The following is a 23452-nucleotide window of genomic DNA, read 5'->3' as shown; positions in this document are numbered from 1 at the left end:
GTCCAGCGTTTCAGATTAGTCCAGCATGCCGCCCGAGGGTTCAGCGACGAACGGCAAGACCACGATAAACAAAAAAGTTCCCACGAACTGCAAAAGAATTCAGAATGCGCCCCGCGTGAAGCGTCTACGCTTTGACTTGTCACCAGCCAAAACCGCGAGGTGTGCTCATGGGTACCTTGATGCCTGCAACCCCAACCCAGACCCTCTATGTCTCCGTGCGCCGTGATGAGCTGCGTAAACTGAAGGACGAACGTGACCAACTGCGCCAACAGGTCGCCCAGTTGAACCTGCTGCTGGCGCAACAGCGCGCTGGCGACAAGGCTCCAAGCCTCTAGTTTTTCTTCCTCTTTGTGGGGGCTGCCCGGCTCCCACTCGCCGCTTATAAAGCCACCCATTCAATTTTTGTTGCGCACCATAAAGGTGCGTTGCGGGTGGCAAGCCACATTTTGGCCCACCCTCCAAACACCCCGCACCACCTTCGCCCAAACCATTTCACATCCGGTCACAAACGCCAACGTTTGCGTCTATTGCGCACATAACAATAGTGACCAGTGGGTCACCTTTTTATCACTTTCTCTCCTACACTCAGTTTTCGGCCCGCCAATTGCTCAGTGGAAGAGTGACCCAAAAAAGTCGAACTTTCAGGAAACCCGGCGGGTCATCAACATAAGCAGGCCAGACGCATCGGGCTATTCCCGATCCTGAGCCCGCACACCCCAAACAGTCCAATCGCCTTCGGCCGGAATGCCGATCGCGCTGTGCCTGCGCGCACGACCCTGGGGCATGGAACGCACTAAGCAGTTTCGAATTAGAGAGAACCAACACGTAATATCTTCACGGGTGCCAGCACCCGGCCAAGCATAGGGACGGAGAGAAGTATGATCAGTGCCGCTGTCGAGCCTCACGTAGATTCATTCAAACCGGACAACCGCGAGCCGCTCACCCCGGATTTCGCCACGACAGGCAAGGCACCCGGCGCCCAGCGCCAGCACAACCCGAACATGCGCAAGATTCTTTTCGTCACTTCGGAGATTGCAGACCTGGTAAAGACCGGCGGCCTGGGCGACGTGTCCGCCGCCCTGCCCCGTGCCCTGGCACACTTGCATGATGTACGGGTGCTGATCCCTGGTTACCGCCAGGTAATGGAAAGCGACAACCCGATCCACATCGTGGGCGAACTGGGCGGCCACGCGGCCCTGCCGCCCTGCAAGATCGGGCGCATGGACATGGCCGACGGCCTGGTCATCTATGTACTGATCTGCCCCGAGCTGTACCAGCGCGACGGCACCCCCTATGGCGCCAACAACGGCCGTGACTGGCCCGACAACCACATCCGCTTCGCCCGCCTGGGCCTGGCGGCTGCCGAAATCGCGGCTGGCGAAGGCAAGATCCACTGGAAACCGGAAGTGGTTCACGCGCATGACTGGCCCGCTGGCCTGGCGCCCGCCTACATGCATTGGCGCGGGCTGAACACGCCTACGCTGTTCACCATCCACAACCTGGCTTACCAGGGTGTGTACAGCCGTGGTTGCAGCCCGGAGCTGGCGATTCCCGACCACGCCATGCAGCAGGAAGGCATGGAGTTCTACGGCAAGCTGTCGTTCCTCAAGGCTGGCCTGGCTTACTCCAGCCATATCACCACGGTCAGCGCCACCTATGCCCGGGAAATCACCACCCCGGAATTCGGCTGCGGCCTGGACGGTTTTCTCGCCAGCAAAGCCCAGCAAGGCCTGCTCGGCGGCATCCCCAACGGCATCGACGAAAGCTGGGACTCGGCCACCGACAAGCACCTGCAGCACAACTTCAGCATCAACGACTGGGAAGGCAAGGCGCGCAACACCCATGAAGTGCGCGAGCTGTTCGGCCTGGAAGCCAGCGAAGGCCCGTTGTTTGCCGTGGTGTCACGCCTGGTGTACCAGAAGGGCCTGGACCTGACCTTGGGCGTGGCCGACTACATCGTCGAACAAGGCGGGCAGATTGCGATCATCGGCCGTGGCGAGCCGGAAGAAGAACAGGCCATGCGCGAGCTTGCGCTGCGCCACCCCGGGCGCATTGGCGTGCGCATCGGCTTCAACGAAACCGACGCCCGGCGCATGTTCGCCGGCAGCGACTTCTTGCTGATGCCGTCGCGCTACGAGCCCTGCGGCCTCAGCCAGATGTACGCGCAACGCTTCGGCTCGCTGCCGGTAGCGCGCAACACCGGCGGCCTGGCCGACACCATCGAGTGCGGCGTCACGGGCTTCCTGTTCAACGAGTCGACGGTCGAGAGCTACCGCGAGGCGCTCAGCCGTGCCTTCTATGTGTACGGCAAGAAGGACTTGCTGAACGCCATGCGCTGCCTGTCGATGACCCAGCCGTTCAACTGGTGCCAGGCGGTTGAACCCTACGCCCGCCTGTACGAGGACCTGGTCAAACAGGCACAACTGAGCCACTACTGAGCGAGGGTCAGAAGATGCACAGGCATGGCGCACACTTGATGGACGCCACGTCGGCGCGCTTCGCCCTCTGGGCGCCGGATGCGCGCAGCGTGAGCGTGGAACTGGAGCAGCAGCCGCCCGTTGCGCTGCTGCCCGATGAGGATGGCTGGTTCACTGGCGTTGCCCCGTGCAAGGCTGGGGACCTTTATCATTACCGTATCGACGGTGAACTCCAGGTGGCGGACCCGGCTTCCCGCTATCAGCCCCAAGGCATAAAGGGGCCAAGCCAGGTGGTGGATGTGGCCGGTTACCAGTGGCAACACCCTTGGCAAGGCCGGCCCTGGCACGAAGCGGTGATCCAGGAGCTGCATGTCGGTTTGCTCGATGGCTACGCCGGGGTTGCCCGGCAGCTGCCGCGCCTGGCCGAGCTAGGCATCAGTGCCGTCGAGCTGATGCCGCTGGGGCAGTTCCCAGGCGAGCGCAACTGGGGCTACGACGGCGTGCTGCCCTACGCACCACAAAACACCTACGGCAGCCCCGAGCAGTTGTGCGCACTGGTCGACCAGGCCCACGGCCAAGGGCTGATGGTGCTAGTGGATGTGGTGTACAACCACTTTGGCCCCGACGGCAATTACCTGCACCAGTACGCCAGCCCGTTCTTCCGCGAAGACCGGCAGACGCCATGGGGCGCGGCCATCGATTTCCGCCGCCCGCAAGTGCGCGAGTACTTCATCCAGAACGCCCTGATGTGGCTGTGCGACTACCGCTGCGACGGCCTGCGCCTGGATGCCGTGCATGCCATCGATCAGCCCGATTTCCTGATCGAGCTGGCCCAGCGGGTGCGTGCCGCCGTAGAGCCGGGCCGGCATGTGTGGCTGGTGTTGGAGAACGAGCACAACCAGGCTGGCCTGCTGGAACAGGGCTTCGACGCCCAGTGGAACGACGACGGCCACAATGCCCTGCATGTGCTGCTGACCGGCGAAACCGAAGGCTACTACGCCGACTACCAAAAACGCCCCATCGACCAGCTGGCACGCTGCCTTTCTGAAGGCTTCGTGTTCCAGGGCCAGGCAAACCGCCACGGCACGCCCCGCGGTGAACCCAGCGGGCACCTGGAACCCAGCGCCTTTGTGTTGTTCTTGCAGAACCACGACCAGGTCGGCAACCGCGCGCTTGGCGAACGCCTGACCCGCCTGTGCCCGCCGCCAGCCCTGCGTGCGGCCACCGGCCTACTGCTGCTGGCCCCCATGATTCCGCTGCTGTTCATGGGCGACGACGACGGCAGTTGTCGGCCGTTCCTGTTCTTTACCGACTTCCATGACGAATTGGCCGACGCGGTGCGCGAAGGCCGCCGTGGTGAGTTCGCCCACTTCACCGCGTTCGCCGACCCCGAACAGCGCGAGCACATTCCCGACCCCAACGCCCAGCAGACCTTCGAGTCTTCACGCCCGCAAAACAAGGAGGTTATCGCCGGCTGGCACGGCCTTTATCAACAACTGCTGGCGCTGCGCCGCCGCCACGTCATTCCGCACCTGCCCGGTAGCCGCTCACTGGGCGCCGAGGTGCACGGCGACAAAGCGCTGACCGCTCGCTGGCGGCTGGGCAATGGCAATACCCTGCGCATCGACCTGAACCTGGCGCCCACTGCGCAGGCGGTCGAACTGCCCGCTGCCGCCACCCGGCTGTTCGACACCAGCGACACCCAACACCCTGATAGCCAACTGGCCGCGTACAGCTGCGTGGTCAGCCTGCTTCCCCCTGCCCAGGAGCGCCCATGAGCGAAACCGCCCTGCACCGCTTGGCAAACCGCGTCGGGTTGAGCCGCGACTGGATCGACGCCAATGCCCGGCCACAGCGCGTCAGCGACGAGGTGCTGCGCAACCTGCTCGCAGGCCTTGGCCACCCGGCCAGCGATGACACGGCCATTGCCGCCAGCCTGCGCGCGGTGGAAGCCGCCGAAGACAGCGAACACCTGCCGCCATTGCTGACCGCCGACCAAGGCCAGCCACTGGCCCTGGCACGCTACTTCAGCGCCGCCAGCGTCGCCCACTGCACACTGGAAGACCAAACTTCGCTTGCCCTCACCCTGGACCAGCAGGCACGCCTGCCCGGTGACCTGCCCATTGGTTACCACCAGGTGGAAATAGACAGCCGCCGCTTCACCGTGGCCGTGGCCCCGCCACGCTGCCACAGCCTTGCAGACAACGTGCAGCCTCCACCACGCTGCTGGGGCCTGGCGGTGCAGCTGTACAGCCTGCGCCGCCCAGGCGACGGCGGCTACGGCGACTGCCTGGCGCTGGAGCAGTTGGCCCGCTCGGCCGCCGAGCGCGGTGCCGATGCCTTGGCCATCAGCCCGATCCACGCACTGTCGGCCATCGACCAGGAGCACTACAGCCCCTACTCACCTTCCAGCCGCCTGCTGCTCAACACCCTGTACGCCAGCCCCGCCGCCCTGCTGGGCGAACGGGAGGTGCGCATGGCCATCGAAGCCTGCGGGCTGGAGCAACAACTGGAAGAGCTGGAGCAACGGCCACTGGTCGACTGGCCACGTGCCGCCAGCGCCCGCCTGCGCCTGCTTGAAGCGCTGTACCAGGGGTTCAGCCATGGCGACCACCCGCTGCGCAAGGATTTCGACAGCTTCCGCGCAGCCGGCGGCCAGGCGCTGGAGCACCACTGCCGCTTCGAGGTGTTGCAAGCACAGGCTGTGGAGCGCGGCCTGGGCGCCGACTGGCGCAACTGGCCCAAGGCCTGGCACGACCCCTACCACCCGGAAGTGGAGGCGTTCGCCACTGCCTACCCGGCCAAGGTCGAGTTCCGCGCCTTTTGCCAATGGCTGACCGAACGCGGCCTGCAACGTGCCCAAGAGGCGGCCCGCGGCAACGGCATGGCAGTGGGCCTGATCGCCGACCTGGCGGTGGGTGCCGACGGTGCCGGCAGCCAGGCGTGGAGCCGCCAGGATGAACTGCTGGCCGGCCTGAACGTGGGTGCGCCGCCCGACATCCTCAACCGCGCCGGGCAGGATTGGGGCATTTGCGCCTTCTCGCCCGAGGGCCTCAAGCGTAATGGCTACCGCGCATTCATCGAGATGCTGCGAGCCAACCTGGCCCATGCCGGCGGCCTGCGCATCGACCATGTGATGGGCCTGCGCCGGCTGTGGTTGATCCCGCAGGGGGCCAAGCCCAGCGAAGGCGCTTACCTCAATTACCCGGTGGACGACCTGTTGCGCCTGCTGGCGCTGGAGTCGGTGCGCCACCAGGCGGTCATCCTTGGCGAAGACCTGGGCACGGTGCCCGACGGCCTGCGCGAAACACTGGCCGAGAAGGCCGTGCTGGGCATGCGCGTGCTGCCGTTCGAGCAAACCCAGCCAGGCCAGTTCAAGCCGATTCTGGACTGGCCGGACAACGCCCTGGCCACCACCGGCACCCACGACCTGGCGCCGCTCGCCGGCTGGCTGGAAAACCGCGACATCGACTGGAGCCACCGCTTGCAACTGATAGACGCTGCCACCGAACTGCACTGGCGCCAGGGCCGCCAGATAGAACACGACGGCCTGCGCCGTACCTTGGAGACCAACTACGGTGAACTGAAGGACAACGACGCAGTGATCGATGCGGCCATCCGCTTCGTTGGCCACACCCGTGCGCCCTTGGTGCTGATACCGCTCGAAGACCTGCTGGGCTGCGACGAGCAACCCAACCTGCCGGGCACCACCGCCGGGCACCCCAACTGGAGGCGGCGCTTCACCCGCCCGGTGGCAGAACTGCTCGATGACGAAGATGCCGCACGGCGCCTGGAGCTGCTGGCCCGGGCCCGCGAACAGGCCTGGGAGCGTGACCGATGAAGCCGCTGACTGCCACCCTGCGCCTGCAGTTTCACTGTGACTTCACCCTCGATCACGCCGTACCGCTGGTGCCGTACTTCGCCCAGCTGGGCATCAGCCACCTGTATGCCTCGCCCATCCTCAAGGCCCGCGCCGGCTCCCGCCACGGCTACGATGTGGTCGACCCCACCTGCGTCAACCCCGAACTGGGCGGCGAGGCGGCACTGGAGCGGCTGGTCGCCGCCCTGCGCCAGCACGGCATGGGGCTGATTCTCGACACCGTGTCCAACCACATGGCCGTGGGCGGGGCCGATAACCCCTGGTGGCAAAGCCTGCTGGCCTGGGGCCGGCGCAGCCCGTATGCCGAGTTCTTCGACATCCAGTGGCACTCCAGCGACCCGCTGCTGGCCGGGCAACTGCTGCTGCCGTTTCTTGGCAGCGACTATGGCGTGGCGCTGAAGAATGGCGAGATACCGCTTGAATTCGACAAGCAGCACGGCACGCTGCAAATCGCCCATTACGATCACCGCTTCCCGGTTTGCCCGGTGGAATATGGCTGGATTCTCGCCCTCAGCCCGGAGCCGGCGCTCAAGACGCTGGCCGAGCACTTCACGGCATTGGCCGAATCGACCACCCCGCTGGTCGATGCCCTGCCGCTGCACACCGAACTGGCACGCCTGGTGCGCGAAGGTGCCGACCTGGAATCGGCGCTGGTGGCATTCGACAGCCGCGCCGAAAATGGCCTCAAGCGCCTGCACCTGCTGCTGGAGCGCCAGACCTACCGCCTGGCCAGTTGGCGCACCGCTGCCGACGACATCAACTGGCGGCGCTTCTTCGACATCAACGAGCTGGGTGGCCTGAGGGTGGAGCGCGCCGTGGTGTTCGAGGCCACCCACGCCAAGCTGTTCGAGCTGATCGAACGCGGCCTGGTGGACGGCCTGCGCATCGACCATATCGACGGCCTGGCCGACCCGCGTGGTTACTGCCGCAAGCTGCGCCGTCGGGTCGATGGCCTGTTGGCGCAGCGGCCTTTGCAGGCGGCCGTGGAGCATTTCCCGATCTACGTGGAAAAAATCCTCGGCGCAGGCGAGCACCTGCACCGCGACTGGCTTACCGACGGCACGACCGGCTACGAATTCATGAACCAGGTCTCGCTGCTGCAGCATGACCCAGCCGGCGAAACGCCGCTGACCGAGCTTTGGGCGAACGTCACCGAACGGCCGGACTTCCCTGAAGAAGTGCGCCTGGCGCGGCATCTTGTGCTCAATGCCAGCCTGGCCGGTGACTGCGAATCGGTAGCCCAGGCGCTGCTGCAGGTTGCGCGCAACGACCTGATGACCCGCGACCTGACCCTGGGCGCGATACGCCGGGCGTTGCAGGCACTGGTGGCGCATTACCCGGTGTACCGCACCTACTTCAACGCCTGCGGGCGCCCCGCTGAGGACGAAGGGTTTTTCCAGCAGGCGCTGGCCGGTGCCCGACACGACCTCGGCGAAGCCGATTGGCCGTTACTGGACCACCTTGAACAATGGCTGGGTGGGCAAGCCTGGCGGCAGTTGCCACCGGGCCGCCCCCGCAAGCAACTGCGCCACGCCTGCGTGCGCTTCCAGCAACTGACCGCGCCCAGCGCCGCCAAAGCCGTGGAAGACACCGCCTTCTACCGCAGTGCCCGGCTGCTGTCGCGCAACGACGTGGGCTTCGAGGCCGAGCACTTCAGCGCCCCGCCCATGCACTTCCATAACGAAGCCCAGCGGCGCCTGCGCGACTTCCCCGACAACCTGCTGGCCACCGCCACCCATGATCACAAGCGCGGCGAAGATACCCGTGCACGCCTGGCCGTGCTCAGTGAACGCGGCCCGTGGCTGGCCAGCCGAGTGGAACATTGGCGTGAACTGGCAGAGCCGCTGCGCGCACAGCTGGACGATGGCCTGGCACCTAGCCCCGGCGACGAGCTGATGCTGCTGCAAACCCTGCTTGGCAGTTGGCCGCTTGCGCTCGACCTGCACGACGACAACGCCCTGCGCCAGTACGCCGAGCGTATCCGCCAGTGGCAGCAGAAGGCGCTGCGCGAAGCCAAGTTGCGCAGCAGCTGGAGCGCGCCGAACGAGGCCTACGAAGGTGCCTGTGCCCGCTACATCAATGGCCTGCTGCTGGACAGCGAAAACCAGCAGCTGCGCAAATCCGTGGCAGATGCCGCGCAATTGCTGGCCTGCCCCGGCGCCCTCAACAGCCTGGTCCAGACCCTGCTGCGCATGACCACACCCGGTGTGCCCGACCTGTACCAGGGCAACGAGTACTGGGACTTCAGCCTGGTCGACCCGGACAACCGCCGCCCCGTGGACTACGCTTTGAGGCGTCGCACCCTGGACGACGCCACGCCGGTAGCCGAGCTGCTGGCGCACTGGCGCGATGGCCGCATCAAGCAGGCCTTGATCGCCCGGGTGCTGGACTGCCGCCAGGCCCACGCCGAGCTGTTCCGCCGTGGCGCCTACCTGCCACTGACCGTGCAGGGCCGGCATGCAGACAAGGTGATTGCCTTTGCCCGCCTGGGTGAAGGCGAGCATGCCGTCGTCGTCGCCCCGCGCCTGGCCAGCGGCCTGCTCGGTGGTGCTGTTACACCGTTGATCCCGGCACAGAACTGGGACGACACCCGGCTGGTTCTGCCGTTTGCCTTGTCGCCTGCCAACTCGACGGGACTTTTCGCCTGCACGGCGGTCAGCTCTTCCAAGGAGTTGATGTTGAGCACCGTGCTGGCGGAGTTTCCGGTCAACGTGTTGATACAACAATCTTGAGCATCAGGAGCGTCATGATGAGTGTCGATGAAAAGCGTATTCGCGAATTTGCCTACCAGATCTGGGAATCTGAAGGTAAGCCCGTAGGGGAGGAAGAACGCCACTGGGATATGGCCCGCAAGCTGGCCGAGGCTGAGGCCTTGGCCCCCAAGGCAGAGCCACGCAAGCGGGCGCCGGCCAAGCCTAAGGCAGCCGCTGAGCCCAAGGCGCCTGCCGAGCCGAAGGTAGCTGCCCTGCCCGGGGTTAAACCCGCTGCGGCGAAAAAGCCTCGGGCGGTGAAAAAGCCTACTGCCGGGTAAGCCTGTCCCGGCCTCTTCGCGGGTAAACCCGCTCCCACAGGTTCATCACAAGTGCTCAAAGCAGTGCAGTACCTGTGGGAGCGGGTTTACCCGCGAAGGGGCCAATGCAGGACAGCACAATTCCCCTTCCATCACGGCCATTTGAGGATCGTCATGAGTCCCCGCACCCCAAAGAAAACCCGCTCAGTCGCACCATCGCGCATCCGCGAAGGCATGCCCTTCCCCCTCGGCGCCACCTGGGATGGCCTTGGGGTCAACTTCGCCTTGTTCTCGGCCAACGCCACCAAGGTCGAGCTGTGCCTGTTCGACTCCACCGGCGAGCAGGAACTCGAGCGCATAGAGCTGCCCGAATACACCGACGAGATCTACCACGGCTACCTGCCCGACGCGCACCCGGGGCTGGTCTACGGCTACCGCGTGTACGGCCCCTACGAGCCGGAAAACGGTCACCGCTTCAACCCCAACAAACTGCTGATCGACCCCTATGCCAAGCAACTGGTCGGCAGCCTGGAGTGGTCAGAGGCGCTGTTCGGCTACACCATCGGCCACCCCGACGGCGACCTGTCATTCGATGAGCGCGACAGCGCGCCCTTCGTGCCCAAATGCAAGGTGATCGACCCGGCCTTCACCTGGGGCCGCGACCAGCGCGTGTCGGTCCCCTGGGAACGCACCATCATCTATGAAGCGCACACCCGCGGCATCAGCATGCGCCACCCGGCAGTGCCGGAAAAACTGCGCGGCACCTTTGCCGGCCTGGCCAACGACGAGCTGCTCAAGCACATCAAGGAGCTGGGCGTCTCCAGCATCGAGCTGCTGCCGATTCACGCCTTCGTCAACGACCAGCACCTGCTGGACAAAGGCCTGAACAACTACTGGGGTTACAACAGCATCGCCTTTTTCGCCCCGCACCCGCGCTACCTGGCCAGCGGCAAGATTGCCGAGTTCAAGGAAATGGTCGCCCACCTGCACGACGCCGGGCTGGAGGTGATCCTCGACGTGGTCTACAACCACACCGCCGAAGGCAACGAGCGTGGCCCGACCCTGTCGATGCGCGGCATCGACAACGCCTCGTACTACCGCTTGATGCCGGACGACAAGCGTTTCTACATCAACGATTCCGGCACCGGCAACACCTTGGACCTGAGCCACCCCTGCGTGCTGCAGCTGGTCACCGACTCGCTGCGGTACTGGGCCGGCGAAATGCACGTGGACGGCTTTCGCTTCGACCTGGCGACCATTCTTGGCCGCTACCACGAAGGGTACAACGAGCGCCACGGCTTCCTCGTCGCTTGCCGCCAGGACCCCATGCTGAGCCAGGTCAAGCTGATTGCCGAACCTTGGGACTGCGGGCCCGGTGGCTACCAAGTGGGCAACTTCGCCCCCGGCTGGGCCGAATGGAACGACCGCTTCCGCGATACCGCACGCGCCTTCTGGAAAGGCGACGAAGGCCAGCTGGCCGACTTCGCCGCACGCTTGACTGCATCGGGCGACATGTTCAACAACCGCGGGCGCCGGCCGTATTCTTCGGTCAACTTCATCACCGCCCACGATGGCTTCACCCTGCGCGACCTGGTGTCGTACAACCACAAGCACAACGAAGACAACGACGAGAACAACCAGGACGGCACCGACAACAACCTGTCATGGAACTGCGGTGCCGAGGGGCCGACCGAGGATCCGGACATCAATGCGTTGCGCATGCGCCAGATGCGCAACTACTTCGCCACCCTGCTGCTGGCCCAGGGCACGCCGATGATCGTCGCCGGCGACGAGTTCAGCCGCACCCAGCACGGCAACAACAACGCCTACTGCCAGGACAGCGAAATCGGCTGGGTGAACTGGGACCTCGACCAGGAGGGCAAAGAGCTGCTGGCCTTCGTCAAACGCCTGACCCGCCTGCGCCTGGCCTACCCGGTGCTGCGCCGCTCGCGCTTTCTGGTGGGCGATTACAATGAGGCGATCGGGGTCAAGGACGTGACCTGGCTGGCACCGGATGGTAACGAGATGAGCGTGGAACAGTGGGAGGACCCGCACGGGCGCTGCCTGGGCATGCTGATCGATGGCCGCGCGCAGGTCAGCGGCATCGCCCGGCCAGGTTCCGAGGCGACGGTGCTGCTGATCGTCAATGCCCATCATGATGTTGTGCCATTCAAGTTGCCGGCGGTACCTGAAGGTGATTACTGGAGCTGCCTGATCGATACCGACCGGCCAGAGTTGCGCAAGGGGCAACATCTGCAGTTCGACAGCACGTTCGAGGTAAAGGGGCGGTCGATGCTGCTGATGGTGTTGCAGCACGAAGAGGAGTGAACCGGGGGTGGCCGCGCCTGTCCGACTGTGTATCGGTGGCCTGTATCGGCCCTATCGCCGGCAAGCCAGCTCCCACAGGCTCCGCACCGCCTGATGGCCTGCACCAAACCTGTGGGAGCTGGCTTGCCGGCGATAGGGCCGGAACAGGCGACACACATGCACCTGCGATCGAGGAGGAATTGTGAGCCACGAAGCCGGCAGTAATGGTTTCGCCAGCGTCAACCAGGCCCCGGCCGTGAAGCGGCTGCGGGTACTGACGGTGAACACCCACAAGGGCTTCACCGCCTTCAACCGGCGCTTCATTCTGCCGGAACTGCGCGAGGCGGTGCGCAGCACCCAGGCCGATATCGTCTTCCTCCAGGAAGTGCTCGGCAGCCACGACCGTCACGCCGCGCGTTACCCCGGCTGGCCGCAGACCTCGCAGTACGAATTCCTCGCCGACAGCATGTGGAGCGATTTTGCCTACGGCCGCAACGCGGTGTATCCCGACGGCCACCACGGCAATGCGCTGCTGTCCAAATACCCGATCATCGAGCACCGCAACCTTGACGTGTCGATCACCGGCCCCGAGCGCCGTGGCCTGTTGCACTGCGTTCTGGATGTGCCGGGGCAAGGCCCGGTTCATGCGGTCTGCGTGCACCTGTCGTTGCTGGAGAGCCACCGGCAACAGCAACTGCTGCTGCTTCGCAAATTGCTCGACTCCCTGCCTGCCGATGCCCCGGTGATCATCGCAGGGGATTTCAACGACTGGAAAAGCCGCGGCAACCGCACCCTCGGCCTGCGACGCGACCTGCACGAAGCTTTCGAGCGCCACCATGGCCACCTCGCCCGCACCTACCCTGCCCGCCTGCCGCTGCTGCGCCTGGACCGCATCTACCTGCGTAATGCCGAAAGCCACGGGCCGCGGATTCTGGGGCACAAACCTTGGTCGCACCTGTCAGATCACCTGCCGTTGGCGGTGGAAGTGCGGCTTTAGCAATCATTCTTCATAGCCGTGGCACGGCAAATAGCGAACCCCGCTATACCCCACTGTTTTACTCTTCAAAACAACGGCTTAAGCATCACCATGCAACGTGAACACTTCCTTCACGCTTTCTTGACGCAAGCGGTGTCCTCTCCTTAGCTGAACAATATCAAGCAGTAAAGATCTCGCGCCGAGCCTCTAGCTCGCGCCTTCGTGCGCGCTTGCGAAGGCTGGCGTGCTGGTTTGGGTCGCCCACTGTTTTTGCCGTACAGCTCGTGACAACAGGCCAGGTCCTCGGCTGTACCCCACAAAAACAAAGGAGATCCGCCATGAAAAGCACCTCGAAACCCTTGCGCTTCGACAGCATTTTCTACGCGGTTTCCACGTCGCTGCTTCTGGCAACCCCGGTGGAAACTTTCGCGTACGAACTGCAAGGTGACCCCACCTCGCCTGGCTTTCTGCAACAGCCCGCGATGCCGCAGATGTCGCTTGACCCGGTGAGCGCCAGTGGCTTGAGCATCGGCACCCTCACTGCGTTTTCGCAAACGATGAGCGCCCGCCACGGGCAGGCGGCGCCGGACATGATCGCCAGCCAGTGGGCACAGTTTTTCCCGACCACCGCGCGCAATGGTGCACAACCCCCAGACCAGCTGGAGGCACCCAGCCAGCAACTGGTGATCGGCCCGGACCTGTTCGTGCGTGAAACTGCAGCGGGCAATGTGCACCGCGCTGGGGTTTTCGTGGGGCACAACAACCTGCAGAGCACCTTCAACGGCATGCGCCCGCTGCTGGGCGACAAGCAGCGCAATGCGGTGAACCTGAGCGGGGAAAGCCTGGGCGTGTACTGGAGCATGACCCATGAACAGGGCTGGCACCTTGATGCCGTGGCCATGGGTTCGCGGATCGATGTACTGGGCCGTGGCGAAAACGGCCAGCGCCTGGACGACAGCGGCCATGCGATGACCTTCTCGGTGGAAGGCGGCTACCCGATCCGCCTGGGCGGCAACTGGGTGATCGAACCCCAGGCCCAGTTGATCAACCAGCAGTTCTTCCCCGGCAACCAGGTGCAAGAAGAAACCCTGCAAGCCTTCGACAGCCAGCCGAGCTGGAGCGGCCGGGTCGGTGCCAGATTGTCCGGGCGCTACGAAGTGCACGGCATGCCCATCGAGCCCTATGTGCGGACCAACGTATGGTACGACTTCAGCAATGCCGACGAAGTGAAGCTGGACCAGGTCGACAAGATCTCCAGCTCGCGTTACTCCACCACGGTGGAATTGGGCTTGGGGCTGGTAGCGCGGGTGACGCCTTCTGTGGCCTTGTTTGTCAGCGCCGATTACAGCAGTGATGTGGATGACAATGACCTGAACGGATTGATTGGCAGCCTTGGTGTGCGGATGCGGTGGTAAAACGGCTGCTTAAATTGTCAGGCGCGCTCATGCGCCTGACAACCTGGTTTGCCCGCCCATCAATCGAAGTTTGAACATGTTTAGCAATGTTAAGCGACAGGCCGTGTCCACAGGTGTCTAGACATTACCCAGCGCCGCGTCCTGCCTGATAGATCCAACGTAGACATAGATGTCGGGATCGTTGAACATTGTCCAATTTGCATATTGGAAGCCCGAATTCAAAAGATCCCGATGAGACTCGGCAGCCGACGACAGAGTCGCTAGCTCAGACTGAGTTATCTGGGATGGAGGTGCGACTGCGGCCAATGAGGACGATGCTGTTGACCCAGTAGAGGGCGTTGACCGCCTTGGAGGCGTGCCAGTTTTACCCACATAGAAGAACGTATTGGTTCCAGGATGACGATAGCCTGTCAAGTCAGTGGGCACACCGACTTCTGGATGTGTCTTCACTGCATAGTCATCGCCCACGAGCTTCAGTGTAAACGCAGTTCCGTCAGTTCCCTTACTATTCATGATAAAACCCTTCACCCGTAAACCTCCATTCTCTGGCAGGCGCAGGCCGTTCATGAAACTTTCCGCGCTCTTGAGGTCCTTAACCAAGGCGCTGATTTTCGGACGCCAATAAGGTGCCCTGCCTGTCGGATCGGACTTGTTGACGGGGTCACCCTGGCAGTAGGCATAGCAATTCAGCCCGCCTTGCGCAAATGGGCTCCAGTCGTCAGGGCTAAGAAAGCGCATGAGCATTGGGCTGTAGACTCTTTTTCCATTCCCAAGCAAGTAGCTCGCGATGACAGGGTCTTTGCGTTCGCCGTTAAAGCCCAGTTGTATTTGTATAGACACGGGTCGGTGCCCGTACGGAGAATAGGCAATCGTGTGCAGATGTTGATCCCCAAGCACCGATCCGGGCACGTCAGTTTTATACAAGCTCGTCGAGATTTCTTGCGGGCCTTCCGTACGACAAGACAAAGCAATGGGCCCATGTCGCAAGATACGACTTGCCCAGTTTCCGACTGGATCAGTTGATACCGCTAGCCGCCCCTGTAGGTAAAAAAAACGTCTGCATGCTGACATGGTTCTGCCCCTCTACAGATGAGATCAGGAATGATGAGAAGCAAGATCTCATTCGCGATCCCAGAAGCACAACTAGCAGAAATACCAGGGCTTCTTCCCCGGCAACCAGGTGCAAGAAGAAACCCTGCAAGCCTTCGACAGCCAGCCGAGCTGGAGCGGCCGGGTCGGTGCCAGATTGTCCGGGCGCTACGAAGTGCACGGCATGCCCATCGAGCCCTATGTGCGGACCAACGTATGGTACGACTTCAGCAATGCCGACGAAGTGAAGCTGGACCAGGTCGACAAGATCTCCAGCTCGCGTTACTCCACCACGGTGGAATTGGGCTTGGGGCTGGTGGCGCGGGTGACGCCTTCTGTGGCCTTGTTTGTCAGCGCCGACTACAGCAGCGATGTGGATGACAATGACCTGAACGGGCTGATTGGCAGCCTTGGGGTGCGGATGAGGTGGTAGGCAGGCCCGGCCCTTTCGCGGGCGCGCCCGCTCCCACAGCGACAGCACAGGGACTGAACATTGTGCAATCCCTGTGGGAGCGGGCATGCCCGCGAAGAGGCCAGTGCAGGCAAAACGTCAGGCCGGTTTCATTATCAAAACGCCAAGCGGCGGCAAATTTAGCGCCAGCGACAATGGCTGCCCATGGCTGGCCACTGCCTCACTGGCCACTGCCCCCAGGTTGCCCACGTTGGACCCAGCGTACAGCTCGGCATCGCTGTTCAGCAGCTCTTGCCAGCGCTCGCCAAACGGCACGCCAATACGGTAGCCCTCACGCGGTACCGGGGTGAAGTTGGCTACCACCAGCACCGGCTCGCCGCTGCTGCTCCAGCGCAGCCAGGCGTACACGCTGTTCTGCGCGTCGTCGCCAATCAGCCACTGGAAGCCCTGCGGCTGGCAATCCTGCTCGTGCAGCGCCGGCTCTTCGCGGTACAGACGGTTGAGGTCGCCCACCAGGCGCTGCACGCCTTGGTGCTCGGGGTACTGCAACAGGTACCAGTCCAATTCGCTGTCATGGTCCCACTCACGCCACTGGCCGAACTCGCAGCCCATGAACAGCAACTTCTTGCCAGGGTGCGCCCACATGAAGGTGAGGTAGGCGCGCAGGTTGGCAAACTTCTGCCAGCGGTCGCCGGGCATCTTGTCGATCAGCGAGTGTTTGCCATGCACCACTTCGTCATGGGAGATGGGCAGGATGAAATGCTCGGAATAGGCGTAGATCAGCCCGAAGCTCATCTCGTTGTGGTGGTGGGTGCGGTGCACCGGGTCGTTCTGGATGTAATGCAGGGTGTCGTGCATCCAGCCCATGTTCCACTTGTAGGCAAAGCCCAGGCCGCCCTGCTGGGTCGGCTGGCTGACGCCGGGCCAGGCGGTGGACTCCTCGGCGATGATCAATGCACCGGGGGCCTCGACGGCAGCCACGCCGTTGAGGTGGCGAATGAAGTCGATAGCCTCCAGGTTCTCGCGCCCGCCGTAGCGGTTGGGCACCCATTCGCCGGCCTTGCGCGAATAGTCGCGGTACAGCATCGAGGCCACCGCATCCACGCGCAGGCCGTCGATGTGGAAGTGCTTCAGCCAGTGCAGCGCCGAGGCCATCATGAAGCCGCGCACTTCGTTGCGGCCAAGGTTGTAGATCAGCGTGTTCCAGTCCTGGTGGTAGCCCTCCAGGGGGTTGTCGTATTCGTACAGCGCGGTGCCGTCGAAACGCGCCAGGCCGTGTTCGTCAGTGGGGAAATGCGCCGGCACCCAATCCAGCAGCACGCCAATGCCGCCTTGGTGGCAGGCATCGATGAACGCGGCAAAGTCCTCGGCAGTGCCGTAACGCGAGGTGGGCGCGAACATCGACAGTGGCTGGTAGCCCCAGGAGCCGCCGAACGGGTGCTCCATGATCGGCAGCAATTCGATATGGGTAAAGCCCAGCTCCTGCACATAGGGCACCAGCCGCTCGGCCAGTTCGCGCCAGTTGTAGTAGCGGCCGACTTCACCTGCCTCGTCCAGTTCGCAGCGCCATGACCCTGGGTGCAGTTCGTAGATCGACAAGGGCGCATTGTAGGCATGGCGCTGGGCCCGCTGTGCCATCCAGTCGTGGTCCTGCCACGCATGGCTGAGCTCACCGGCCACCTTGGACGCGGTGCTCGGCGGCAATTCGGTAGCGCGGGCCAGCGGGTCTGCCTTGAGTGGCAGTATCCCGTCCTTGCCCAGCACCTCGAACTTGTAGGTTTCGCCCACGCCCAGGCGCGGCACGAACAGCTCCCACACCCCGGCGCCGTGGCGCAGGCGCATGGGGTGGCGGCGGCCGTCCCAGTTGTTGAAATCACCCACCACCGATACCCGCCGGGCATTCGGCGCCCATACCGAGAAACACACGCCGTCGATGCCATCCACCTGGATCGGCTGGGCCCCGAAGCGCCCGGACAAGTCGCGGTGGTTGCCTTCGGCGAACAGGTGCAAGTCCATGTCGCCCAGTTGCGGGCCAAAGCTGTAAGGGTCTTCGGTGACTTGCTCGCCACCGGCCCAGCCGATTTGCAGCAGATAGGCTTGTGCATCATCAAGGTGCGCGGTGAACAACCCCGGCACTGCACCTTGCACCATTTCGGCCAGCACGCGCCCATCATCGCGCGCCAGCACCCGTGCATTCAGCGCATTGGGCAGAAAGGCGCGGATAAACACACCGCCCTTGCCGTCGCCATGGGGGCCAAGTACTGCAAAAGGATCGGCGTGTTCGGCGCGGGCCAGGGCGTCCAGGTCCCGTTGCCGAAGGCCGCCGTTTTCACGCGTGGTTGCATTCATCTATGACTCTCCCCAGGTACTGATCAGTCCATGCAAGCCATGCAAAGGCACGGCCAGCCAGCTCGGACGGTTTTCGGCTTCATATGTGATCTCGTAGGCGGCTTTTTCCAGGCAGAACAGTTCCAGTGCGGCGCGCTCGCCCTCGGCCATTTTCCAGGCATGGGGCATGGCGGCGGTGGCCAGGCCATAGGCTTCGACAAAGGCGTGGCGCGACTGATGCAGGTACTGCCGGGCGACCCGCTGACGAGCCTGCTGCGCCGGGCCGGAAAGGTCGACCGCAGACGCGCTGCGCAGGATCATCGCAGCAGCATAGTCGAAGGAGCGCAACACGCCGCTGACATCCTTGTACGGGCTGTGTTTTGCCCGGCGCTCTTGCAGTGGACGGGATGGTTCGCCCTCGAAATCGATCAGGTAGGCATCGCCCTGCACTACCAGCACCTGGCCCAGGTGCAGGTCGCCGTGCACCCGCATCAGCAGGCCACCCTCGGCCTGCTCCGCCAGGTTGGCGATGTGCTGGGCCAGGCCATCGCGCTGCTGTTGCAGGTCGTCGACCAGGGCCTGGCTGTCGGGGTCGAGGGCGTCACGGTGCTGGGCCAGCAGGTCAAGGGCGTGGTTCAGTTCGGCGCTGATCTGCGTACCCCAGCGCTGGCTGTCGTCAGCATCGCTGGGGCGTGGGCGGAAGGCCTGATCGTCGGTCGGCGCGGCCAGCAGCAGGTGCATCTCGCCCAGGCGTTGGCCGAGCAAGGCGGCAAAGCCGGTGAGCTCCTCCAAGGCATCGGTGTGTACCTCGGCATCGCCGCCAGCCGGCGCCATCTGGTCGCGGATGGCCCGCTCCAGGGTGTTCTGGGTCCAGGCCCAGGCATCGCCCTGGTTGCTCAGGTAGCCCTGGGCGATCATCAGCAGGTGGGGGGCATTCTGCTCGTCCACCCGACTGACCCAGGCCAGCAATGGCGAAATATTGGCAAAGCCGGCGGCGGTCAGGTAGGCACTCATTTCCAGTTCTGGATGAATGCCCGGGTTGACCCGGCGGATCAGCTTGAGCACCACGCTGTCGCCGATCACCACCGAGCTGTTGGACTGCTCGGCACTGAGGTAGCGCACTGCGCTTTCATCGTTCAACCCAAGGGCCGCCAGCAGGCCGGTGCACTCGAAACGCAGCTCGCCAGCGCCACTGCCACAGGGCAGGCGCAGGCCATTCTGGCAGCCGTGCAGTACCGCGCGGATAAACGGTTCGAGCACGAAGGCATCGGTAATCAGGCCTACCTGATGGGCACGGCGCACCCGCGACAAGGCCAGCTGCTGCGGCAGCGCTGTGTTGATCTGGTCTTCGGGCAGCAGGCCAAACGGTAGCTGGTAGTGGTTGGCCACACCCCCGCTGAGCACTTCGATTTCGCTGAGCAGCACGGGCGTGGTGGCGGTAGCGAAGCGCACGCCGTAGCGCAGGCGCACCTCGTCTATAGGCCCTTCCTTGCCGGCGAACCAGCGCCGCTTGGGCAGGTACTGCGGCAGGATGGTGGTTTGCAGGGTGTCGCGGGCGGGTGCTTCCAGCAGTTCTTCCATGCGCTTGCGCAATACCAGTGTAGTCAATTCGGGTAACCCCTCGGTGGCCTGGATGTGCCAGCTGGGCATGCGGTCGTGGGAGGCCAGCAGGAACCAGTAAAAGGCATAGGGTGGCAGGGTCAGCAGGAACGGCAGTTGCCCGATGGGCGGGAAGGCGCTGCCGCCGAGCATCTCCACCGGTACTTTGTCGGCGTATTGTGACAATTCCAGTTCGGCAGCCTGGGCGGCGCGGGATACGTTGGCCACGCACAGGATGACCTCGGTGTTGCCATCGGCATCGGTGTACTCGCGGATGTACGCGAGGATGCGCCGGTTGCTGGGCGTAAGGGTTCGCAGGCTGCCGCGGCCAAAGGCCTTCTGCTGCTTGCGCACGGCCAGCATACGCCGGGTCCAGTTCAGCAATGAGTGCGGGTCGTGGCTCTGCGCTTCTACGTTGACGGTCTGGTAGCCGTATAGCGGGTCCATGATCGGCGGCAGCACCAGGCGCTGAGGGTCGGCGCGGGAAAAACCGCCGTTGCGGTCGGGCGACCATTGCATGGGAGTACGCACACCATCCCGGTCGCCCAGATAGATGTTGTCGCCCATGCCCAGCTCGTCACCGTAGTACAGGGTTGGCGTGCCCGGCATCGACAGCAGCAGGCTGGTCAGCAGCTCTATGCGCCGGCGGTCACGCTGCAGCAGCGGTGCCAGGCGCCGCCGAATGCCCAGGTTGATGCGCGCACGGCGGTCTTCGGCGTAGTAGTTCCACAGGTAGTCGCGCTCGCGGTCGGTGACCATTTCCAGGGTCAGCTCATCGTGGTTGCGCAGAAAGATTGCCCATTGGCAGTTGGCCGGAATTTCCGGCGTCTGGCGCAGGATGTCGGTGATCGGGAAGCGGTCCTCCATGGCCAGGGCCATGTACATGCGCGGCATCAACGGAAAGTGGAAGGCCATGTGGCACTCGTCGCCATCACCTTCGCCGAAGTACGGGCGGGTGTCTTCGGGCCACTGGTTGGCCTCGGCCAGCAACATGCGGTCGGGGTAGTTGGCGTCGATTTCAGCGCGGATGGCCTTGAGCACATCGTGGGTTTCGGCGAGGTTCTCGTTGTTGGTGCCGTCACGCTCGATCAGGTAAGGGATCGCGTCCAGGCGCAGGCCATCGACACCCAGATCCAGCCAGAAGCGCATCACCCCGATCACCGCCTTGAGCACCAGCGGATTGTCGAAGTTGAGGTCTGGCTGGTGCGAGTAGAAGCGGTGCCAGAAATACTGGCCGGCGACCGGGTCCCAGGTCCAGTTGGACTTTTCGGTGTCGAGGAAGATGATCCGCGTGCCGTCGTATTTCTGGTCGTCGTCCGACCACACATAGAAGTCGCGCGTCTTGCTGCCGCGCTTGGCGTGGCGCGCACGCTGGAACCACGGGTGCTGATCGCTGGTGTGGTTGATCACCAGTTCGGTGATCACCCGCAAGCCACGCTTGTGTGCCTCGCTGATGAAGCGGCGGGCATCGGCCATGCTGCCATAGTCGGGGTGCACGGCCTTGTATTCGGCAATGTCATAGCCGTCGTCGCGCCGTGGCGAAGGGTAGAAAGGCAGCAGCCACAGGGTGTTGACGCCCAGTTCGGCAATGTAGTCCAGCTTGCTGATCAGGCCGGCGAAATCACCGATGCCGTCGTTGTTCGCGTCGAAGAACGACTTGATGTGCAACTGGTAGATGACGGCGTCCTTGTACCACAGCGGGTCATCGATGAAGGCTGCCGGGCGTGAACGCTTGGCCATGGGTGACTCCTTTCAATTGCATGCACAGACATCCGAGCTGGCTCGATCCCTGTGGGAGCGGGTTTACCCGCGAAGATGACGCCGCGGTGCATGGCACCGGCTTCGCCGGTGTTCGCGGGTAAACCCGCTCCTACAGGGGGCCCAGTCTGAGCCTTGTTAACGGGCTTTTTCGATGCGCCAGATTCCGAATGGCTGATGCCAGGGCTCAATACGCATCCATTGGGTCTTGCCATGCCAGGTCCAGCGGTGGCCGTTCATCAAGTCTTCGCCTTGAGTGTCGGCGTCGTCGTCCAGCCCCAGCTCCCACAGCGGCAGCTCGAAATGCGCCTCCTGGGCGTTGTGCGGGTCCAGGCTGATCGCCACCAGGATGAAATTGTCACGCTCGGGCGTGCGCTTGGCGAAGTACAGGATGTTGTCGTTCCAGCAGTTGAAAAACGCCACGCCCAGGTGCGTTTGCAAGGCGCGGTTCTGCCGGCGAATGCGGTTGAGCTGGGCGATCTCGGCAATGATGTTGCCGGGCTGGGTGAAATCGCGCGGGCGAATCTGGTATTTCTCCGAATCCAGGTATTCCTCCTTGCCCGGCAGCGGCGCGCTTTCGCACAGCTCGAAGCCGGAGTACATGCCCCACAGGCCGGAGCCCATGGTGGCCAGCGCGGCGCGAATGAGGAACCCGGCACGACCGGAAGTGTGCAGGAAGAACGGGTTGATATCCGGCGTGTTGACAAAGAAGTTGGGCCGGTAGCACTGGCTCCACGGCGGCTGGTTAAGCTGCTCGAAATACTCGCGCAGTTCCTGCTTCTGGTTGCGCCAGGTGAAGTAGGTATAGCTTTGCGCGTAGCCAACCTTGCCCAGACGCGCCATCATCGCCGGCCGGGTGAACGCTTCGGCAAGGAAGATGACGTCGGGGTGCTGGCTGCGCACATTGGCAATCAGCCATTGCCAGAACGGCAGTGGTTTGGTGTGCGGGTTGTCGACGCGGAAGGTTTTCACGCCCTCCTCTACCCAGCCGACCACCACGTCGCGCAGCGCCAGCCACAGCGACGGGACGGCATCCGGGGCGTAGAAATCGACGTTGACAATGTCCTGGTACTTTTTCGGCGGGTTCTCGGCGTAGCGAATGGTGCCGTCCGGGCGCCAGCTGAACCAGCCGGGGTGCTCTTTGAGCCAAGGGTGGTCCTGCGAGCACTGGATAGCGAAATCCAGGGCGATTTCCAGGCCATGCTCGGCGGCGGCGGCAACCAGCCGACGGAAGTCTTCCCGCGTGCCCAGCTGCGGATGGATGGCGTCATGGCCGCCTTCGGCACTGCCGATGGCATAGGGGCTGCCAGGGTCGCCGGGCTCGGCCTTGAGGGCGTTGTTGCGGCCCTTGCGGTGCTGCGTGCCGATGGGGTGGATGGGCGGGAAGTACAGCACATCGAAGCCCATGTCACGGATCATCGGCAGGCGTTGGTGCACATCGTTGAAGGTGCCGTGGCGCTGTGGGTCGTCGGTGATCGAGCGCGGGAACAGCTCGTACCAACTGGCGAACTGCGCGGCCGGGCGGTCGACATCGACGGGGAACTCGCGGCTGCGGGCCAGGTAACTGCGGTGCCCCGCTTCGCTCATCAGGTGCGCAACGTCCGGGCCCAGCAACAGTGCCACCTGCCCGTCGGTATCCAGTTCCGCCAGGCGCTGCTGCAGCGCTTCGAGCTCATCGCGCACGGCACCGCTGCACAGCTCGATGCCTTTGCCCAGCATCAAGCGGCCCTCTTCCAGTTCCAGTTTCACCTCGACACCGGCGTTGTACTTTTTCTCCAAATCATGGCTATAGGTGGCGAACGGGTCGACCCAGGCCTCGATGCTGAACAGGTGCGGGCCAAGTTCGGTGGGGGTGAACTCGGCCAGCCACAGGTCGTTGCCCGCCGATTGCATCGGCACGCAATGCCAGCGCCGGCTGTGCGCCTGGCGCCAGTTGAGCATCACCGCCAGGCGGTCGTGGCCATCGCTGTAGACCTTGCTGCTGACCGCCACCGGCTGGCCGCTTATGGCCTTGGCGGCAAAGGTGCCGGCTTCGAGCACGGGTTCGGTGTCTTCGATCACGATACGCGGCGCCAGCAGCGCCTGGGACAGGCTGATGGCCTGCTCGGGGTGATCATTCGCCATGGGCACACTTTCAAAGGGCTCGTTACGTGACATCGACCTTGCTCCCTCAGGCTGGTGGCGGTAAGGGTTCAGAGCCGGGTACAGGCGCGGGGTTCAAAAAAATTGAGCGAACGGCAGCTGCCAGCGGTCAGAGCCTG

General features: G+C 63.7%; 13 protein-coding genes and 1 pseudogene. 10 read left to right on the top strand and 4 right to left on the bottom strand.

Features of this window, described 5'->3' with window-relative positions:
• Positions 1-167: 167 nt before the first annotated feature.
• The 9 genes from N805_RS30665 (at position 168) to N805_RS02370 (ending at position 14005) form a co-directional block, all read left to right on the top strand.
• The gene (locus N805_RS30665; protein ID WP_019470137.1) at positions 168-335 is read left to right on the top strand and encodes a DUF6026 family protein; all 168 of its coding nucleotides are present in this window, start codon (positions 168-170) and stop codon (positions 333-335) included.
• Positions 336-878: 543 nt separating this feature from the next.
• On the top strand, positions 879-2438 hold the full coding sequence (gene glgA, locus N805_RS02405; protein WP_019470136.1) for a glycogen synthase GlgA: 1560 nt from the start codon (positions 879-881) through the stop codon (positions 2436-2438).
• Between the two features lie 14 nt (positions 2439-2452).
• Positions 2453-4195 carry a malto-oligosyltrehalose trehalohydrolase gene (gene treZ, locus N805_RS02400; RefSeq protein WP_019470135.1) on the top strand — a complete coding sequence of 581 codons (1743 nt, stop codon included), beginning with the start codon at positions 2453-2455 and terminating at the stop codon, positions 4193-4195.
• On the top strand, positions 4192-6258 hold the full coding sequence (gene malQ / locus N805_RS02395) for a 4-alpha-glucanotransferase (RefSeq protein WP_019470134.1): 2067 nt from the start codon (positions 4192-4194) through the stop codon (positions 6256-6258). Before treZ ends, malQ begins: the two co-directional genes overlap by 4 nt.
• On the top strand, positions 6255-9029 hold the full coding sequence (locus tag N805_RS02390; RefSeq protein WP_019470133.1) for a malto-oligosyltrehalose synthase: 2775 nt from the start codon (positions 6255-6257) through the stop codon (positions 9027-9029). Before malQ ends, N805_RS02390 begins: the two co-directional genes overlap by 4 nt.
• A 14-nt stretch (positions 9030-9043) precedes the next feature.
• Complete coding sequence (locus tag N805_RS02385) at positions 9044-9328, top strand: DUF2934 domain-containing protein (RefSeq protein ID WP_019470132.1); 285 nt, start codon at positions 9044-9046, stop codon at positions 9326-9328.
• A 153-nt stretch (positions 9329-9481) separates the two neighbouring features.
• Positions 9482-11635: a glycogen debranching protein GlgX gene (gene glgX, locus N805_RS02380; RefSeq protein ID WP_019470131.1), complete on the top strand. Its 2154-nt coding sequence runs from the start codon at positions 9482-9484 to the stop codon at positions 11633-11635.
• A gap of 181 nt (positions 11636-11816) precedes the next feature.
• The gene (locus N805_RS02375; protein ID WP_019470130.1) at positions 11817-12611 is read left to right on the top strand and encodes an endonuclease/exonuclease/phosphatase family protein; all 795 of its coding nucleotides are present in this window, start codon (positions 11817-11819) and stop codon (positions 12609-12611) included.
• 317 nt (positions 12612-12928) lie between these two features.
• Positions 12929-14005, top strand: a complete 1077-nt coding sequence (locus N805_RS02370; RefSeq protein WP_019470129.1) for an autotransporter outer membrane beta-barrel domain-containing protein — start codon at positions 12929-12931, stop codon at positions 14003-14005.
• Between the two features lie 117 nt (positions 14006-14122).
• Here the strand turns inward: N805_RS02370 and N805_RS31215 are convergent, their stop codons facing one another.
• Entirely contained in the window at positions 14123-14929 is an 807-nt protein-coding gene (locus N805_RS31215) for an RHS repeat-associated core domain-containing protein (protein ID WP_230685702.1), read from the bottom strand.
• 232 nt (positions 14930-15161) lie between these two features.
• Here N805_RS31215 and N805_RS02365 point away from each other — a divergent pair.
• Positions 15162-15527: pseudogene (locus tag N805_RS02365) on the top strand (autotransporter domain-containing protein); the annotation flags it as partial.
• A gap of 117 nt (positions 15528-15644) precedes the next feature.
• Here the strand turns inward: N805_RS02365 and glgB are convergent.
• The 3 genes from glgB to N805_RS02350 form a co-directional block, all read right to left on the bottom strand.
• Entirely contained in the window at positions 15645-17855 is a 2211-nt protein-coding gene (gene glgB, locus N805_RS02360) for a 1,4-alpha-glucan branching protein GlgB (RefSeq protein WP_019470127.1), read from the bottom strand.
• Positions 17856-21173, bottom strand: coding sequence for a maltose alpha-D-glucosyltransferase (gene treS / locus N805_RS02355; protein ID WP_019470126.1), 3318 nt, complete (start codon positions 21171-21173; stop codon positions 17856-17858).
• Between the two features lie 156 nt (positions 21174-21329).
• Positions 21330-23348 (bottom strand): alpha-1,4-glucan--maltose-1-phosphate maltosyltransferase, encoded by a 2019-nt coding sequence (locus tag N805_RS02350; RefSeq protein WP_019470125.1) that lies wholly within the window; start codon positions 23346-23348, stop codon positions 21330-21332.
• Between the last annotated feature and the right edge of the window lie 104 nt (positions 23349-23452).

It is taken from the genome of Pseudomonas putida S13.1.2 (genome assembly GCF_000498395.2).
In the GTDB taxonomy this organism is placed as follows: domain Bacteria; phylum Pseudomonadota; class Gammaproteobacteria; order Pseudomonadales; family Pseudomonadaceae; genus Aquipseudomonas; species Aquipseudomonas putida_Q.
This window is presented reverse-complemented; position numbering and strand designations above follow the sequence as displayed.

What these genes read in the sequence shown, in the direction of transcription:
- treS (WP_019470126.1), bottom strand. Translation starts at nt 21,173, where the DNA reads ATGGCCAAGCGTTCACGCCCGGCAGCCTTCATCGATGACCCGCTGTGG.
- N805_RS30665 (WP_019470137.1), top strand. Translation starts at nt 168, where the DNA reads ATGGGTACCTTGATGCCTGCAACCCCAACCCAGACCCTCTATGTCTCC.
- malQ (WP_019470134.1), top strand. Translation starts at nt 4,192, where the DNA reads ATGAGCGAAACCGCCCTGCACCGCTTGGCAAACCGCGTCGGGTTGAGC.
- N805_RS02370 (WP_019470129.1), top strand. Translation starts at nt 12,929, where the DNA reads ATGAAAAGCACCTCGAAACCCTTGCGCTTCGACAGCATTTTCTACGCG.
- glgA (WP_019470136.1), top strand. Translation starts at nt 879, where the DNA reads ATGATCAGTGCCGCTGTCGAGCCTCACGTAGATTCATTCAAACCGGAC.
- N805_RS02350 (WP_019470125.1), bottom strand. Translation starts at nt 23,348, where the DNA reads ATGTCACGTAACGAGCCCTTTGAAAGTGTGCCCATGGCGAATGATCAC.
- N805_RS02385 (WP_019470132.1), top strand. Translation starts at nt 9,044, where the DNA reads ATGATGAGTGTCGATGAAAAGCGTATTCGCGAATTTGCCTACCAGATC.
- N805_RS02390 (WP_019470133.1), top strand. Translation starts at nt 6,255, where the DNA reads ATGAAGCCGCTGACTGCCACCCTGCGCCTGCAGTTTCACTGTGACTTC.
- glgB (WP_019470127.1), bottom strand. Translation starts at nt 17,855, where the DNA reads ATGAATGCAACCACGCGTGAAAACGGCGGCCTTCGGCAACGGGACCTG.
- treZ (WP_019470135.1), top strand. Translation starts at nt 2,453, where the DNA reads ATGCACAGGCATGGCGCACACTTGATGGACGCCACGTCGGCGCGCTTC.
- glgX (WP_019470131.1), top strand. Translation starts at nt 9,482, where the DNA reads ATGAGTCCCCGCACCCCAAAGAAAACCCGCTCAGTCGCACCATCGCGC.